This is a genomic window from Colwellia piezophila ATCC BAA-637 (genome assembly GCF_000378625.1).
Taxonomy (GTDB): Bacteria; Pseudomonadota; Gammaproteobacteria; order Enterobacterales; family Alteromonadaceae; genus Colwellia; species Colwellia piezophila.
Genome location: NZ_KB905160.1, coordinates 661,133 through 676,374 on the forward strand (window position 1 = coordinate 661,133; position 15,242 = coordinate 676,374).

General features: G+C 39.0%; 10 protein-coding genes. 1 reads left to right on the forward strand and 9 read right to left on the reverse strand.

Annotation, left to right across the window (positions count from 1 at the left end; all coding sequences use genetic code 11):
• Nucleotides 1–101 precede the first annotated feature (101 nt).
• On the forward strand, nucleotides 102–3,140 hold the full coding sequence (locus F580_RS0102695; RefSeq protein ID WP_019026159.1) for a TonB-dependent receptor: 3,039 nt from the start codon (nucleotides 102–104) through the stop codon (nucleotides 3,138–3,140).
• A 49-nt stretch (nucleotides 3,141–3,189) separates the two neighbouring features.
• On the opposite strand, the gene F580_RS0102700 is transcribed toward F580_RS0102695, so the two are convergent.
• From F580_RS0102700 to F580_RS0102740, 9 genes are all read right to left on the reverse strand, one after another.
• On the reverse strand, nucleotides 3,190–3,405 hold the full coding sequence (locus F580_RS0102700) for a hypothetical protein (protein WP_157442965.1): 216 nt from the start codon (nucleotides 3,403–3,405) through the stop codon (nucleotides 3,190–3,192).
• 273 nt (nucleotides 3,406–3,678) lie between these two features.
• Nucleotides 3,679–4,875, reverse strand: coding sequence for a sensor histidine kinase (locus F580_RS23840; protein WP_019026161.1), 1,197 nt, complete (start codon nucleotides 4,873–4,875; stop codon nucleotides 3,679–3,681).
• A 231-nt stretch (nucleotides 4,876–5,106) separates the two neighbouring features.
• On the reverse strand, nucleotides 5,107–5,661 hold the full coding sequence (locus tag F580_RS25340; RefSeq protein WP_019026162.1) for a hypothetical protein: 555 nt from the start codon (nucleotides 5,659–5,661) through the stop codon (nucleotides 5,107–5,109).
• 123 nt (nucleotides 5,662–5,784) lie between these two features.
• Nucleotides 5,785–6,582 carry a polysaccharide deacetylase family protein gene (locus F580_RS0102715; protein ID WP_019026163.1) on the reverse strand — a complete coding sequence of 266 codons (798 nt, stop codon included), beginning with the start codon at nucleotides 6,580–6,582 and terminating at the stop codon, nucleotides 5,785–5,787.
• 2 nt (nucleotides 6,583–6,584) lie between these two features.
• Nucleotides 6,585–8,063, reverse strand: coding sequence for a tryptophan halogenase family protein (locus F580_RS0102720; protein WP_019026164.1), 1,479 nt, complete (start codon nucleotides 8,061–8,063; stop codon nucleotides 6,585–6,587).
• 52 nt (nucleotides 8,064–8,115) lie between these two features.
• Nucleotides 8,116–9,120, reverse strand: coding sequence for a cupin-like domain-containing protein (locus tag F580_RS0102725; RefSeq protein WP_019026165.1), 1,005 nt, complete (start codon nucleotides 9,118–9,120; stop codon nucleotides 8,116–8,118).
• A gap of 63 nt (nucleotides 9,121–9,183) precedes the next feature.
• Nucleotides 9,184–9,933, reverse strand: coding sequence for a SapC family protein (locus F580_RS0102730; RefSeq protein ID WP_019026166.1), 750 nt, complete (start codon nucleotides 9,931–9,933; stop codon nucleotides 9,184–9,186).
• A gap of 81 nt (nucleotides 9,934–10,014) precedes the next feature.
• Complete coding sequence (locus tag F580_RS0102735; RefSeq protein ID WP_019026167.1) at nucleotides 10,015–11,571, reverse strand: tryptophan halogenase family protein; 1,557 nt, start codon at nucleotides 11,569–11,571, stop codon at nucleotides 10,015–10,017.
• A gap of 244 nt (nucleotides 11,572–11,815) precedes the next feature.
• Entirely contained in the window at nucleotides 11,816–14,842 is a 3,027-nt protein-coding gene (locus F580_RS0102740; RefSeq protein WP_019026168.1) for a TonB-dependent receptor, read from the reverse strand.
• Nucleotides 14,843–15,242: the final 400 nt, after the last annotated feature.

Here is a 15,242-nt window from a genome sequence, read left to right on the forward strand (position 1 = left end):
TCTAGGAAGCGCTTCATTTTTTTAACCCTAATGATGGAAGCGCTTCCAAGAAAGCTGAAATAAATTGAAAGCAAAATAAAAACTATATCTCTAGGGGATTTATGAAACATATAAGATTTAATAAAACTCGACTAGCATTATCAATGTCAATGATTCTTGGCACTGTTGCTACACTGCCAGCCTTAGCTGAAGAAGCTGAGACTAGCGCTGCTGTTGAAGTTGAGAAAAAATTAGAAGTGATTGAGGTCACGGGTATTCGTGGCAGTTTAGTAAAATCGATGGATATTAAACGCATGAACCATGGTGTGGTTGATGCAATTTCTGCAGAAGAAATGGGTAAGTTTCCAGATACTAACTTAGCCGAGTCTTTACAAAGAATTACCGGCGTGGCGATTAGTCGTACCAATGGTGAAGGTAGTCAAATTACCGTCCGTGGTTTTGGTCCGGACTTTAACTTAATCACCCTTAATGGTCGTCAAATGCCAGGTACCGGTAATACTCGCTCTTATAATCTAGAGAATGTATCGCCTAATGGTGTTAGCGAGCTTAGGGTAATGAAAACCTCAAGGGCCGAATTGCCAAGCGGTGGTTTAGGTGCGGTAGTTGATATTAAAACCGCTAGACCTTTTGATAACGCCGGTTTTAATTTTTCGGCAACGGGTAAAGCGTTAGCGGATACTTCGAACGAAGAAGGCAGTGATGTTACCCCTGAAATTTCTCTATTGATCAGTGATACTTTTGCCGACGATATGTTTGGTATTGGTTTAAATTATTCATACCAAGAAAGAGATTGGCAAGAACAACGTGCCGGTATTGGTGGTTGGAAAGCTGATTTAGGTTTTGGCAATGCCACGGGCGATAAAGCCATTGATAGACGGACGGGTGGTTGTGATGTTGTTAATGATACCTTACCAATGCAAATTAATGACCCAGCTTATACTGGTGAAGCACCTTTTCCACAAATAAATAATCCAGATAGAGTTGCCGGTTGTCATCACTATTCACCACAAGGTTTTGGTAATACAATCCGTGATGCTGAACGTGAAAGAACCAATGCGCAATTAACTTTGCAATTTGCGCCGACTGATAATTTTATTGCTACCCTTGATTATACTTATAATAAAACCTTAACAGCGACCAAAGAAATTAGTTTTGGTCAATGGTTTAATGCCGGTGCGGGTCTTAATTCTTATGAAATAGATGAGAATGGTACAGTTGTTAAATTTAATGAAGCAGGTGGTGATTATTCCCTTTTATCAAGAAAGAGTACTCAACTGGTTGAAGCTAAATCATTAGGTTTAAACCTTGATTGGCAGGCAAGTGATAGCTTAAGTTTTTCATTAGATTATCATGACTCAACCAATGTAAGTGATTCAGGGGCAGATAAAGGCAGTGGTTCAAACCCTTTCCTTATTTTTGGTTTAAACAATCTAGTCTCAAAAACCTATGATTTCACTTCAGGCGATATTCCACAGCAAACTAACCATTGGCCTGACAACTCACTTGAAGGTGATGTTAATGAAATAGATTTCACCTTTGGTCGTTTTGATACCGGTTATGGTGAGGCTGCCGTTGAGCAATTACAACTTCATGGTGAATGGATTAGTGATTTTGATGGCCCATTAGTTAATATTAAATTTGGTCTTGCTCGCACAGAACAAAAAATTGGCGGCTGGGGTGCGGGTGTTGATCAACAAGGTCCAAATGGCTATGCGGGTAATCAAGATGTTTTCCCTGCTAGCATGTTTACCTTAAAGCATACCGATGGATTCTTAGATGAATTTGATGGTGGTGGCAGCAATTTAACCACTAACTACTATTACGACTATGACTTTGATGAAGCGTTAACTCGGGTAACCAATTTCTTCGATTACATGGTTACTGATCCTTTGGGTGGAGTCACTCCGGGCAGAGATAGCGAAGGCACAGTATTAGAAGAAACTAACAGTGCCTATGTACAAGCGGCATTTACCTTTGAAGTTGTCGACATGTATGTTGATGTCAACCTTGGTCTGCGCTATGAAGAAACTGAAGTTACTAGTAGTGTGCAACAAACTGTTGAAGACCGAATTGTTTGGTTAAGTGTTACTGAGTGGGCTTTACAAAATAAACCAGGCGATCACAATTTATTAGATACTTATGGTGAATACAGTATGTTTTTACCAAGTCTCGATATCAAAGTGGAACTGGTTGAAGATGTTATTGCCCGCGCTTCTTTTGGTAAAACCATGTCAAGAGCGCCGCTTGGAAGTCTAGCAGGGGTAAGGTCGTTATCACCTAACCCAAAAATTGGTGCTAGAACGGGTAGTTCAGGCAATACTAATTTACAACCTTATAGTTCAGTGAATATCGATCTTTCCCTTGAATATTATTATGCCGAAGGTAGTTATATTTCATTAGGCTATTTTAAAAAGGATGTCGATGATTGGATTGAATCTTCTATAAGTTCAGTAACTGTGGCTGGGTTAAATGACCCGTATTTTGGTCCTAGAGCTGAACAAGCGCGAACGGAACTCGCTGCAGCGGGTATTGAAGCAACAGACCAAGCAATATTTGACCGTATTGTTGCTAATGGCGGTGCTACCTTAAATGAACAAACAGGTAGTTATAACATTATTCAAAATGGTGATGACCCGACACTTGAGTGGCAAGTAAATCAGCCCGTCAATGCTGGCAAACGTGCCGTTGATGGTTTTGAATTTGCTATTCAACATTTATTTGGTGAGTCTGGTTTTGGTGCTGCTTTCAATGCCACTCATGTTACCGGTGATGTAGAGTTTGATCCAACCAGCCATGAAGGACAAGCAGTGCTACCGGGTTTAAGTGATGCCGCTAACTTCCAGTTTTTCTATGAGAAATATGGTTTTTCAGCAAAACTTACCTATAACTGGCGTGACTCTTACCTTATTGGTGTCGGGCAAGATCAAGGCTCCGCAGAAGCTCCTCCACAGTTTTCTAAAGAATACTCAAGTGTTGATGCCAGTATTAACTATGACATTAATGAGCAATTCACCGTATTCATTGAAGGGGTTAACTTAACTAACTCTACTGAAGAAGTTTATGGCCGTTATGAAGAGCAATTTTTACGCGCTAGCCAATATGGCACTCGCTATGCAATTGGTGCTCGCTACAGTTTCTAATAGTAAGTAGTCTGTAGAAAAAAACCACTCAATTGATTTGAGTGGTTTTTTATTGGGCGTAACTTTTACCCCAGGTTTTAGAATAACTAGGTAACCTCAACTCAGGATAATGAAGTGTAAGCTCATTTTTCTTCTCTATATCCATTAATAAATCAAGAATATCAGTTACATCGATAGAGTGACTAAAACAATGTACCAAACCAAACCAAACCAAACCAAACCAAACCAAACCAAACTTTATGTTCACCTTTTTGATTATGTTCAATCGCAGTGCTCAGCTATTTAGCTAGATGAGACGGCTCTTTATATTGAATTGGCATACATTTAAGTGCGAAGAGGTATTGCAAATGAGTCTAAAGAGCTCAAGAATTTAGAGTGATTTACTGACCCATAAGCTATATTTTCTAGCGCCATACTAAAACTTTAGTCGCTAAAATTATCTACAATTCAATTAAAGTTACTTCTGTAATTTTGGTTTTTTATTTATGGCTTGGGCTTAACAGATAGAGCCTTTGGTGGACATTATTCATATCAGTAATTATCCAGAGGTGTTTCTCGTGTCAAAAGGAAATTTCAAAATAAACTGTGCGCCATTCTCTAAGTCACTAACACAATCAATAGTACCTTTTAATGACTGAGTCACCAGATTGAAAACAATATGCAGACCTAAACCACTACTGCCTTTTGCACGCCTAGTGGTGAAAAACGGTTCAAATATCTTGTCTTGGTCTTCTTCTTTTATGCCACTACCCGAGTCATTATAATTTAATAGCAGGAATTGCTCTGTCTTGGTAATTACAATATTAATATTTCTTTCGTTGGTATTTTCAAAGCCATGGATTATAGAGTTCATCACTAAATTAGTAATGATTTGTGTTAAAACGCCGGGGTCTCCCCAAAGCGTTATATCGTCAGCACAACTTAAAGATAAGGTGCATTGCTTCTTTTTTAATATCGATTGTAGACTAGTAAGTATATTATCAATATATTGTTTTACCTTATATAAACGGAGATTCTTGCTGGACTGATCAACAGCAACCAATTTGAAATTGTTGACCAAATCAGCTGAACGCTGCAAATTAACATTAATTAAATTGGTGCTAATCTTTGCTTTTTCGATGTATCGGCTGAATTCTGTACGGGATATCTGGTTGAGGATAAAGTGTTCGGCAAGTTTATCGGTGGTTTCCATTAAGTGTGAAACAGCGGTTATAGATATACCTAAGGGGGTATTAATTTCATGTGCTACGCCAGCGACTAAGCCTCCAAGAGAAGCCATTTTCTCAGATTCAATCAGTGATAGTTGTGCAAGGTTTAACTTATCTAGCGAGTCTTGCAATGCTAGGTTCTTTTTCTCTAACATTGCAGGGCTAGGCAAGCTAAGAAAAAAAGGTAAAACAAACCATATAACAATACCCGTGGCCACTGAGGCTAGCGCAGTTATTGCTTTAACAATTGCTGAAATACCATAGATTGGCTCCCATATAACAATGGCACTGACCAAATGAGAAGTACCACAAGCAAGAAAGATAACTGAACCAGCTAATATAAAGAACCAAGGATAAGGTAAGTCTTTACGCTTGTTGACAAAAATAACAACCGCGGCGGTAATAGAGAAATAGGCAAGAGCGGTTAATACATCCGAAATAACCGATGTCCAAAGTATATCGGCTTGCCATAAGTAACACATACCATGCGGCATAAAATCATTGTTGGTAAAAAACGAAGAAGTCATGGTAAAACCTATATCCTACTTAATTAGTTATGCCTTTAATTCATATTAGTAGATAAAAGGGAAAAATATTTTTTTGTGTGCTTGAGAAAGTGTACTAATGGAAAAATGCCATGTTCAGTGTACTAGGGCAATAGAATAGTAGCAGTACCGCTGCAAAGTTAGTAATTAGGGTTTGATTTTTAGATCATCCATGCTTGGATGATAGGACTATATAGGGAATATTCTCCTAAGTTAAACAGATGACTCTAAAGATAAGATGATTTTTTGCTCAATATCCATCAACAAATCAAGCAAGTCTGCCACACCGATAAAGTGACCAAAACAAGGTTTACCAAACAAGACGTTCTTTTCACCTTTTTGATGATGTTCAATCACAGCGCCTCGCCATTTAGCGGGATGAGCAGGCTCTTTATGGTTGAATTGGAAATTATTTAAGTGGGAGGAGGCATTTCGGATATGGCGAAAGAACTCAAAGACTTCAGAGCGGTCATTATACTGTTTTACCGACTCATAAGCCGTATTGGCTAACATCATACAACATGAAGCAATATGTTTACTTTTGTTGATTTCACCTTTGAGTGCTTGCTCCCTGAGTTGAAATGGCGCTAAGTGTTTTGCTTGAGAATAAGCGCCGGGGAATGAGATGAGTTGATTGGCTTTTTTGTATATCTCAACGTCGGGTTCAAAAATAACCGGGCAGCCACATAATGAGATTGAAAAACTTGAAACAAGATCATAAAAAAATAAATTTTGGTTAAATTCATGGGATTGAACTTCTGCTTTCATCTTTTATCCTGAAAAACTTACTTCTGTGAGTTGTTTTATGTGAGTTGTTTTATGTGAGTTGTTTTATGTGAGTTACTTACGTAGTTAACTAATAGCGATGTTAACAGATCACGTTGTTAAACATTACTCAATAGTGTCGACAATATGCAAGCTTATATTACGAAAGGTATCAACCCAGTAAAGTTTTTTGTTGTTTGCTAGGTAGTTGAGCAAGGTGGCATGAGCTTGCGAAGTGATACTTAAGTAGTCGCCGCCAATACCATGAAAAGTAAAGTTAACCATGGTGCCATGGCTTTTTGCCTCTTTAACTAAAGAAATTAATTGCTCTCCGGTGAGATTTTCCGCAGAGATAACGCCAACGCTTTTAATATCAATACTTTTCATGTTGGTTGGAATGCCTGCTACTTTACTTTTAACACCAATAAAAAGTGCTGCAATCGCATTCAGGTAATTCTCACCACTGGCTAAGGTGTCAGTACAGGGAAGGGTGAAAGTTCTTATGGTTTGATTATCGAGCTGTCTTAATATGTCGTTAGCTGTGGTCACTTCAGCAACGAGATCAGCTACCGTTTTATTGTCTAAATCATTATTAGGATCTACCCAATCTCTATTGGGCAAGGAGCCTCGACATGCATGATGAATAGTATGATTGCCTAACTCATGACCATGTTTCGCAATGGCTTGCCACTCTTGTTTTCTCGCTTTAAAAGCCGGGGAGGCAAGGGTTAAGTAAAAACTGCCCTTAAAACCATATTTATCAAGGGCAGGAATGGCGTTATCAAGCTGGCTGTGCAGCGCATCGTCATAAGACAAACTAACGGCAGCTAAGGCATTATCTGGCCAAGAGTATGGCTCCTCTGCTGACACAACCATAGCGGGCCAGCAAAGAGCGATTAAACCGCTAGTAAGGGCTAACTTCACTGTTATGCCTTACAAAACCTATCAATGAAAGCATCATGAGGCAGTAACTGCTTAACCGTGTTATCAATATTGGCTTTGATGTGGTCAAGAAAACGCTTTAATTCTTCATCACTCATATTATCGACAATAGGATGATAACTTTCTGGCAGTAAGCCTTGGCCAATCATTACTTGCATCCATGAGTCGTCAAAGAGCTCATTATTTTTTCTAAATACTCGGCCTGTTTCTTTGAACAACTTAAGTCGATGGGCTAAGGCATCAGGAATTGGCATATTACGACAGTGGCGCCAAAACTCAGTATCCTTTCGATTGGTGACACTATAATGCAAAATGATAAAGTCTCGGGTGGTGGCGGTATCAAACTTAGTTTGTAAGTTAAACTCATCAATATCACTTTGTACTATGCCATCTTGAGGAAACATTCTTAATAAACGTATGATAGATTGCTGAATAAGGTGGATACTGGTTGACTCTAACGGCTCTAAGAAACCACTAGATAAACCCACCGCAACACAGTTTTTATTCCAGTGCTTTCTACGTGTGCCAGTACGATATTTGATCACTCTTGGCTCGGTTATCTTTTCGCCGACTAAGTTTTTTTCCAATACGGCTAACGCTTGTTCATCAGAGACATATTTACTGCAATAGACCATGCCATTACCGACTCTATTTTGCAGTGGAATACGCCATTGCCAGCCAAAATCATGGGCAATTGAGCGAGTATAAGGTTTAGGTGCTTCTGTTGATTTTGTTTGCACGGCAATGGCCGAGTCACAAGGCAACCAGTGAGACCAGTCTTCAAAGCCGGTATGTAATGCCCCTTCAATCAACAACGCGCGCTGTCCGGTACAATCTAGGAATAAGTCGCCTTCGATGACCAAACCAGACTCAAGGGTAAGAGAACTAATATTACCAGACTCTTGGTCCATATTAACCTGGTTTATTTTTCCTTCAATGCGTTTAGTACCGTGCTCTTCACTCATTTTTCGCAAGAATTTACCATAACGTGTCGCGTCAATATGATAGGCGTAGTTAAGGCCGTTGTTCGGTAGATGAGTAAATTTTTCGTTTGATGCGGTCACTTTTTCTAAACAATAGTCACCAAAATCGGAAGCGATGCCTTTTTGTCTGCCTTTAGACCAAAAATGTTGAAAGCCAGCCGCCCAGCAATCTTTACCGGTAACACCAAAAGCGTGTAAATAATCTTCGTTAACATCACGCCAACCCTCAAAACTGATGCCTAATTTAAAGGTACCATGGGTTGCTTTTAGGAACTCTGCCTCATTAATATTGAGCAGTTGATGAAAGTATTGCAGCGTAGGGATGGTTGCTTCCCCCACACCGATAGTCGCTATGTCATCAGATTCAACCAGGGTGATATCTAAGTTTTTACCCAACAATTTTGAGATTGCCGCTGCAGCCATCCAACCAGCGGTTCCGCCACCAGCAATGACAACCTTTTGTATTTTATTTGTTTTCATTGGAATATTACCTTCTTCATAATATGTGCGGACAAAATTAGTGCTAGCCAAATTATCGGTTTAGCTTGTTAAGTAACATAGACCTAATCTGTCGAGATGATTTATCACTTTGTGGGTTTAGCACACCAAGCTGCTCTGTTGGAATATAAGATAAAGCATTTGCATCATCATTAAAAATATAATGCTGAAACATTTCAGACCAGGCCTTTTTTTGCTCTGCTGGCAAGCTTTTAATATTTAATAATGCATGCATCAATGCATCCATGGGTGCGCCCATCTGTGCGTTTGATGTTTGCCACCAGTAGTTTATTAACAGGTTGAATTTGCTTAATGCTTCAACATGATGCCACCACATACTCGGTAAAAATAACGCATCGCCAGGTGATAATTCAGCGACTAAACCATGCTCAATGGCATTTTTAAATTTTGGGAAACGCTCAAAGTCGGGTTGATGAAAATCGACTAAACTGATTGCTTGGCCAGCGGGTGTAAAATCGAGTGGCCCTATATATAAATTTGATAATTGCGCTGGTGGAAATAGGGTGAAACGTCTTTTTCCGGCAACACAACAGGCAATATTACTTGGCGTATCATGATGAGCAGCAATCCGACTTTCATTACCAAGCCAAAGACTCACTAAGGGAGTATGTTGAGTTAGCGCGGCTAAATCGTTATCTACTCGAAAGCCGGGTAATAATTTATCAACCTGGGTTGAGCCAACGTATAGTGAATCCGATTTAGCGCTATCTTGTGTGGCTAACAGTTGCGCTAAAACGTCATCAAACTGTGCGGCTTGTTTGGTGAAGTTAAAGCCTGAAAAGTCTTCATTATAAAACAAGCGACCGTTATGTTTATCATCACTTACCCCCATACCGACCGTCAACCCCTGATAATATTGCTTAAGGTATGTTGAAACTTGTTCAGCAGATTCATTGGCTGCTTGCACAATAGGCCAGCTATCAACGAGTCCTTTTAATATTATTGGCTCATTTGACGTCAGCACATCCGACGGAATGTTTGTCGGTGTGCAAGCCGTTATTTGTTTGACCTTAGCCATGTCGGTAAATATGTCAGTGATAATAATTGTCCCGGTAACTTTAACGCTTTATGTTCAGTGCTATTAAGCTGAAAGCTGCTCTTTGTCGCTAGCTGTGAGTGTATCCTTAAGCTTAATTAACGCGTTAATGTTTTCATGTGAAGCAATCACCATATAAATTAACTTAAGCAAACCTGATTTATTAAGTTTTTCTAGCTCATTTCCTTTGAGGTTCATCAGCTTATCTTCATTGATAGTATAAAAACCAGATAGGCGATTGTTTGAGCCATTGCTGAGTTGAATATCTAAGTTGAATGATTCAAATAAATCTAACTCAGTTAGGGTATCCATAAAAAGTTTTGTTGAGAGTTTACTTTCATGAATCGCTTTGAGTGTTGCACTGATCCTATTGATATATTCACTGTTTCCGCCTTGCGGCAAAAAGATATCAGTACCTTGCTCTTTGCTCACTCTTGGGTTGTCTAAATCAAGGTGAATAACCGTATTTTCTACGGTTTCACCATTTTCGACTCTTGATTGCTGACCAATTAAAAACGGCTCTCTCTCAATCATTAATGGGATATAACTAGCGTGCCATTGCTCATTTCTCAAAAAGAGGTTTTCGTTTTCTTCAAAACCCAAAAGGGCTAAAGCGGTATATGAATTACTGGCGGTATCTTTGTGAAAGAAAATTGGGTAATCGGCTTGTAGCTGCTTAAATTCAAAAGGATAAACAACGCTATACATAATGTTGTTACCGTACTTTTCAGATTTGTCGGTAATAATTTTTAGATCTTGATGATCAAGGTTATTTAATAATACGTGATTAGCCATGATAGCTCCGACTGTTAGTTAAAAAAAATTAAAAAATTAATGGAAATTGCTTACTAGCGAATTAGTTACTTAACTACTTGCTTAATTATTTACTTCATTATCAATAAGGTAATTAAGTAATTCTCTATTTTTTGGTAAACCCGCTAAATATTTTCGGCTGAGTTGTTGGTTTTCTTGCATGCATTTATTACTGATAGTTGCATTGTCATGTCGTCTCGTTGTCGCTCTCGCTTGGGTAGTAAACCCCATGCCATAAATAATATATTGATAACTTGCTGCGGGAAAAATCTCTTCTATCTCGGTAAAGTCGTTATAAGACGGCTCTTGATATTGCCATAACGTTAATAGTTGCTGTAAACGCTCTGGGATTGTCTCTGCAAGGCGATTATCAAGCCAGTATTTGTCATCACTGCGTTGGCTTAATACATAATGTAACTTCAAAAATTCAATGATTCGCTGCCAACGGTAATGAAAACGTTGATTAAAGCGATCTGCGGTAATGGCCATTATGCTGTGATTAGCAGGCAGCTCTTTGGCGATCATTTTTGCTGATAACTCAACTAAGGCTAGGGCAGATGCTTCAAGAGGCTCTAAAAATCCAGCCGCCATACCGACAGCCACACAATTCTTATGCCAAAATTTTTCTCTATGACCCGGGGTAAAGGTTAATTTTCTAAAAACAAGTTTGGCGAGTGCTTCTGTTGACAAGTCTTTAGCTAGGTAAGCCCGTAACGCTTTTTCTGCTGCTTCATCGGACAAATAATCGCTGGCATAGGTATAACCAACTCCGCGTCTGGTAGGTAAGCCTATATCCCAAATCCAACCGGCTTGTTGAGCTGTTGATAGTGTATGGGAAGAAATTTCAGCATCTTCAACAGCATAAGGGACTTGCACGGCGATTGCACTGTCGTTAAATAAGATGTCTTTTTTATTAATAAAGGGAATTTGGTAATGTTTGCTAATTAAAAGTGCCTGACTGCCTGAGCAGTCGATAAACAAGTCTGCTGAAATATCACCATGAACTCTTGTGCTGACACTCTCTATATTATTATCGATTGCACCATTAACGCGTTCGACATGATCAACGATATGTTCTACGCCCAAGTTTTCAATGCAGTGGCGTTGTAATAAAGCGGCAAACTTGGCTGCATTTAAGTGATAACCATAATTCGCTACGGCAGCAAATTCAGGGGTTTGTTTTTGTTTAGGTGCACAACCATGATCGCATAAGTGAGGTTGAACACTAACGGCATGGGCAAAAGGTGTTTGTTGGGCGGTTTGTTGCCAATAGCCGGAGATATTCGCTTGGCCAAATCCTTGCGGGGCAACAAAAGGGTGGTAATAAGAATCATTTTTTTGGCCATTAACCCAGCCAATGAATTGTGAACCCTGCTTGAAAGAAGCATCACAACAACGCAGAAACTCAACTTCTGAAATACCGATGATTTGAAGGGTATCGCGCATTGTTGGCCAAGTGCCTTCACCTACGCCAATAGGTTTGATATCTGGCGATTCAATTAATGTTAATTTAATGCCACGAGGTGAATTTGCCTGATGTTCGGCAGCAATAATGCCGGCACTTAACCATCCTGCGGTCCCACCACCAACGATAACGACACTTTTTACGGCTTTATTCATAATAATACTTCATTAATTATTGTGAAAATTTGACTGATATTGTCACTAATATAAATCAATTTACTAAAATCATATTACTTGTTTATTTGTCTTTCTTTAAGATATTATTTTCTCTTTCTATTGTCTAACTATTGATTAATTATTCTCTAACTCTGGTTTAACTATATTTTAATTATCGTGCGCTTAATAAGAAAATAAATAGCCGTTATAAATAACGGCTATTATTTTCGTTATAAATTATTAATTAAAACTTATAACGCATACCTATGTTGTAACGAGCACCCGTTTGCTGGATGTTTTTAGTCATTAGTACATGGCGACCATAAGTACGAGACGTCTCATCAGTAAGGTTAATTGCTTCAGCAAAAACCGTTAAGTTTTCAGTGAATTCATAACCTATGTTGGCATCCAATTGTCCATAGGCTTCAGTATAAACTGGGTTAGCACCCTGTCCATCATGAAGGCCTGACAAGAAGTCATCACGCCAGTTATAAGCGAAACGGACTTGGAAGCCTGCTTTATCATAGAAAGCAATAAAGTTAGCTGAATCACTTACACCAAGCAAAGGTGTTGCCGCATTTGCTTCAGAAGCGTTGTCATATTCAACGTCACTGTCAACTAAAGTAAAGTTAATAATAGTACCAAAACCAGACTCACCAAATAAATGCTGGAGAGCTACTTCGACACCATTAACCTTATTTGAACCTTGGTTTACCGGTTGAGAATATTCAACTTGAAGTTGATCATTTTCTGTCGGGTGACCAAATATTTGCGTAGCAGAGCCACCATCAACACCAGGTATTATGTATTGATCTGTAGGGTTGTTTGCTTCTATGTATGCGCGATGCAATGCATTATCTGCAATATTGTTACCGGTATTGGCGACAGCGTCATCATAACGAGCACCAGAAGCCGGATGAGTTACTACACCACCGTCTGCACGCACATAGTTTTCTGTCGTCATTTGCGAGCCTATGACGTTATCAACATCTTTTTGGAAGAAACCCACAGAGACATAACTTGCATCGCCGTAATAATACTCAAATGACAGGTCAAAGTTGGTTGATTCAACCGGTAATAAGCCGGTATTACCACGACTACCATCGGCAAAACCGTTAGTACGCACGTTGTTTACAGTTGCACCAGCAGTTAAGTTACCGTAGCCAGCACGTGTTAATGTTTGACTATAAGAAGCTCTTAATATTAAATCTTCAACCAGTTCGATGTCAAAATCGATGTTAGGTAAGAAGTAGTCGTAACTACCGGTATCTGAAAAGTAAACAGAATCTGAACCAAGGTTTTTGGCAAATTCATTATCTGAAACCCAAGATACTGAATTAATAGCAGGTAACAATGTTGTTGACTCTATTTCGGTATTTTCATAACGAAGACCAACAGTAATACCAACGGGCATGTCGCCAAATTCTAAAGCCATATTAGCTTGCACAAAAGCACTGGTGGTTGTTTCTTTGGTTAGGCGATCCGTGGTGTAGTTAGATGGAGCACACACTTGTTTACCACATGGCCATGCAAGAGGGTCATTGACATCACCATATAATGCACCAATAGAATCAGCCATAGTAACAAAATCCATGGCCCAAAAATCATTGGTCATGTTAGTTTTATCACCAGGCATTTGGTCAAAACGATCAATCATAGTGCTTTGACTGGCTAATAACATTGCATCATCAATATCTGCAGGAGTACCAGAACCACCCCAATTTGGACGTTCAGCATTTGCAAAGGCATTTCGGTTATCGACAACATTGTTGCCAATGCCAAAATCAATACTTTCTACAATACCGTTATCAAAAACATAGGTACCATCAAATTGTAATTGTTCGATCTCTGACATCATATAACTGTTTCTGAAACTGGTACCGGTATTGGTAACGCCTTCAGGTGTTAAACCTGTTATACCATCAGGGTAGACCACAGAAACAACAGGGAATGTTGATGAGAAATCAACTTTAGTTTCAGCACGAGACCAAGTCGCTACTTGAATGGTATTACTGTTACCGTAGATGCTATCTGGCTTAGCTTCAGCACTTGAACTGTGATAATCAAGGTTAAAAGAAAGGTTATCGTTAACCAGGTATTCCAAGTTAAGACCAATTGATTTGTTTTCGTTGACTTGAGCACTTTGCTCTACTTGGCTTACTAAATCAGAAGGTCCATCAACATCATGAATATATAAAGGCGCGGCAACATTGTCACCATTTGCATCGGTCCACTCTGAACCCATTGGTAAACCTGCATAATTGAGGCTCATCCAAACTGAAAATATATTTTGATTTAATTCTGACTCATTTTTTGAATAAGTATAATCAAGCGTAGCGGTAAGGTTTTCAACTGGGCGGTACTGAAGCGTTAACTGGCCATTAGTACGAGTACGTTCTACTTCACTAAAACCATATAAAACATTATGTGGTACCGCGTATGTTACACCTTCTCCAGGCACATTTATTTGAGTAGGACCATCACCAACCGAGCCCCAATCACCTTCTCCACCTGTTTGTGGGCGCCAACCATTGTCAATGCCTGCACGAGCTGAGCCACTTTGACGATTTTGATAACTACCGGTAATAGCAACACCGAAAGTATCATCGGCGAAGGTATTACTATACAAACCTGAGAATTCAGGTGTTATAGCATCACCGTCTTTACTTGAGGTATCATGAACACCCTTAATACCAAATGAGGCTTGTTGACCACCAACGTTTAATGGTTTTAACGTGCGAAGGTTGATAGTAGCACCAATACCACCTGTTGCTACCGAGGCTCTACCTGTTTTATAAACTTCAACAGCACTGATACCTTCCGATGCTAAGTTACCAAAGTCAAAAGAACGAGAGTCTGATGCGCTGGTATCGTTGATATTTGACGACGGCATTTGACGACCGTTTAAAGTAACTAAGTTATAGTCAGGGCCAAAACCACGAACCGTTACTTTACTACCTTCACCATTATCTCGGTCAATTGACACACCACTGATACGTTGTAGAGATTCTGCTAAGTTAGTATCTGGGAATTTACCCATGTCTTCCGCTGAAATAGCATCAACAACACCATGCGAATTACGCTTGATATCCATTGATTTAACTAAACTACCGCGAATACCGGTAACCGCTATGACTTCCAATTTATCTGAATCTTTTAAACTTGCTTCTTCTGCTGCTACTGCAGGTAGCGCTATGGCTCCAAGTATCAGTGATAAGCTTGTTGCAATTCTTGTTTTAGTAAATGTTTTAGTAAATGTTTTCTGAATCATGTTATATCCCCAGTTTAGTGGATCACTTTTATAATTATATGTATTGGTTAAGCGCTTACATTTCAGTACATAAAAATATAACAAACCACTGAAATATGACAAGCTGTAATTTCATGTGTCATGTAAGCGCTTACATGAAGGTAAGTTAATAATAAAAATAGGTCAATAAATATTTCAAACTAAATTAAAGTTTATACACTAAAAATACCGTTTGTATAGTGATTTACATTTTTATTACTTTGTATAAATTATTGTTTATAAAAAGCTTTCTGTTCATTATTTATATTTCAAATAAAATTCACGTTGAAAATAATACCAATGCGCGTATATTTGTAAGCGCTTACATTTGGTGTATTAGATGACATTAATTGTCATTGATGTATTGGGGATGCCATTAGCT

Excerpts from the sequence above, each read along its gene's own strand:
- F580_RS0102695 (WP_019026159.1), top strand. The coding sequence starts at position 102 with ATGAAACATATAAGATTTAATAAAACTCGACTAGCATTATCAATGTCA.
- F580_RS23840 (WP_019026161.1), bottom strand. The coding sequence starts at position 4,875 with ATGACTTCTTCGTTTTTTACCAACAATGATTTTATGCCGCATGGTATG.
- F580_RS25340 (WP_019026162.1), bottom strand. The coding sequence starts at position 5,661 with ATGAAAGCAGAAGTTCAATCCCATGAATTTAACCAAAATTTATTTTTT.
- F580_RS0102720 (WP_019026164.1), bottom strand. The coding sequence starts at position 8,063 with ATGAAAACAAATAAAATACAAAAGGTTGTCATTGCTGGTGGCGGAACC.
- F580_RS0102725 (WP_019026165.1), bottom strand. The coding sequence starts at position 9,120 with ATGGCTAAGGTCAAACAAATAACGGCTTGCACACCGACAAACATTCCG.
- F580_RS0102730 (WP_019026166.1), bottom strand. The coding sequence starts at position 9,933 with ATGGCTAATCACGTATTATTAAATAACCTTGATCATCAAGATCTAAAA.
- F580_RS0102735 (WP_019026167.1), bottom strand. The coding sequence starts at position 11,571 with ATGAATAAAGCCGTAAAAAGTGTCGTTATCGTTGGTGGTGGGACCGCA.
- F580_RS0102740 (WP_019026168.1), bottom strand. The coding sequence starts at position 14,842 with ATGATTCAGAAAACATTTACTAAAACATTTACTAAAACAAGAATTGCA.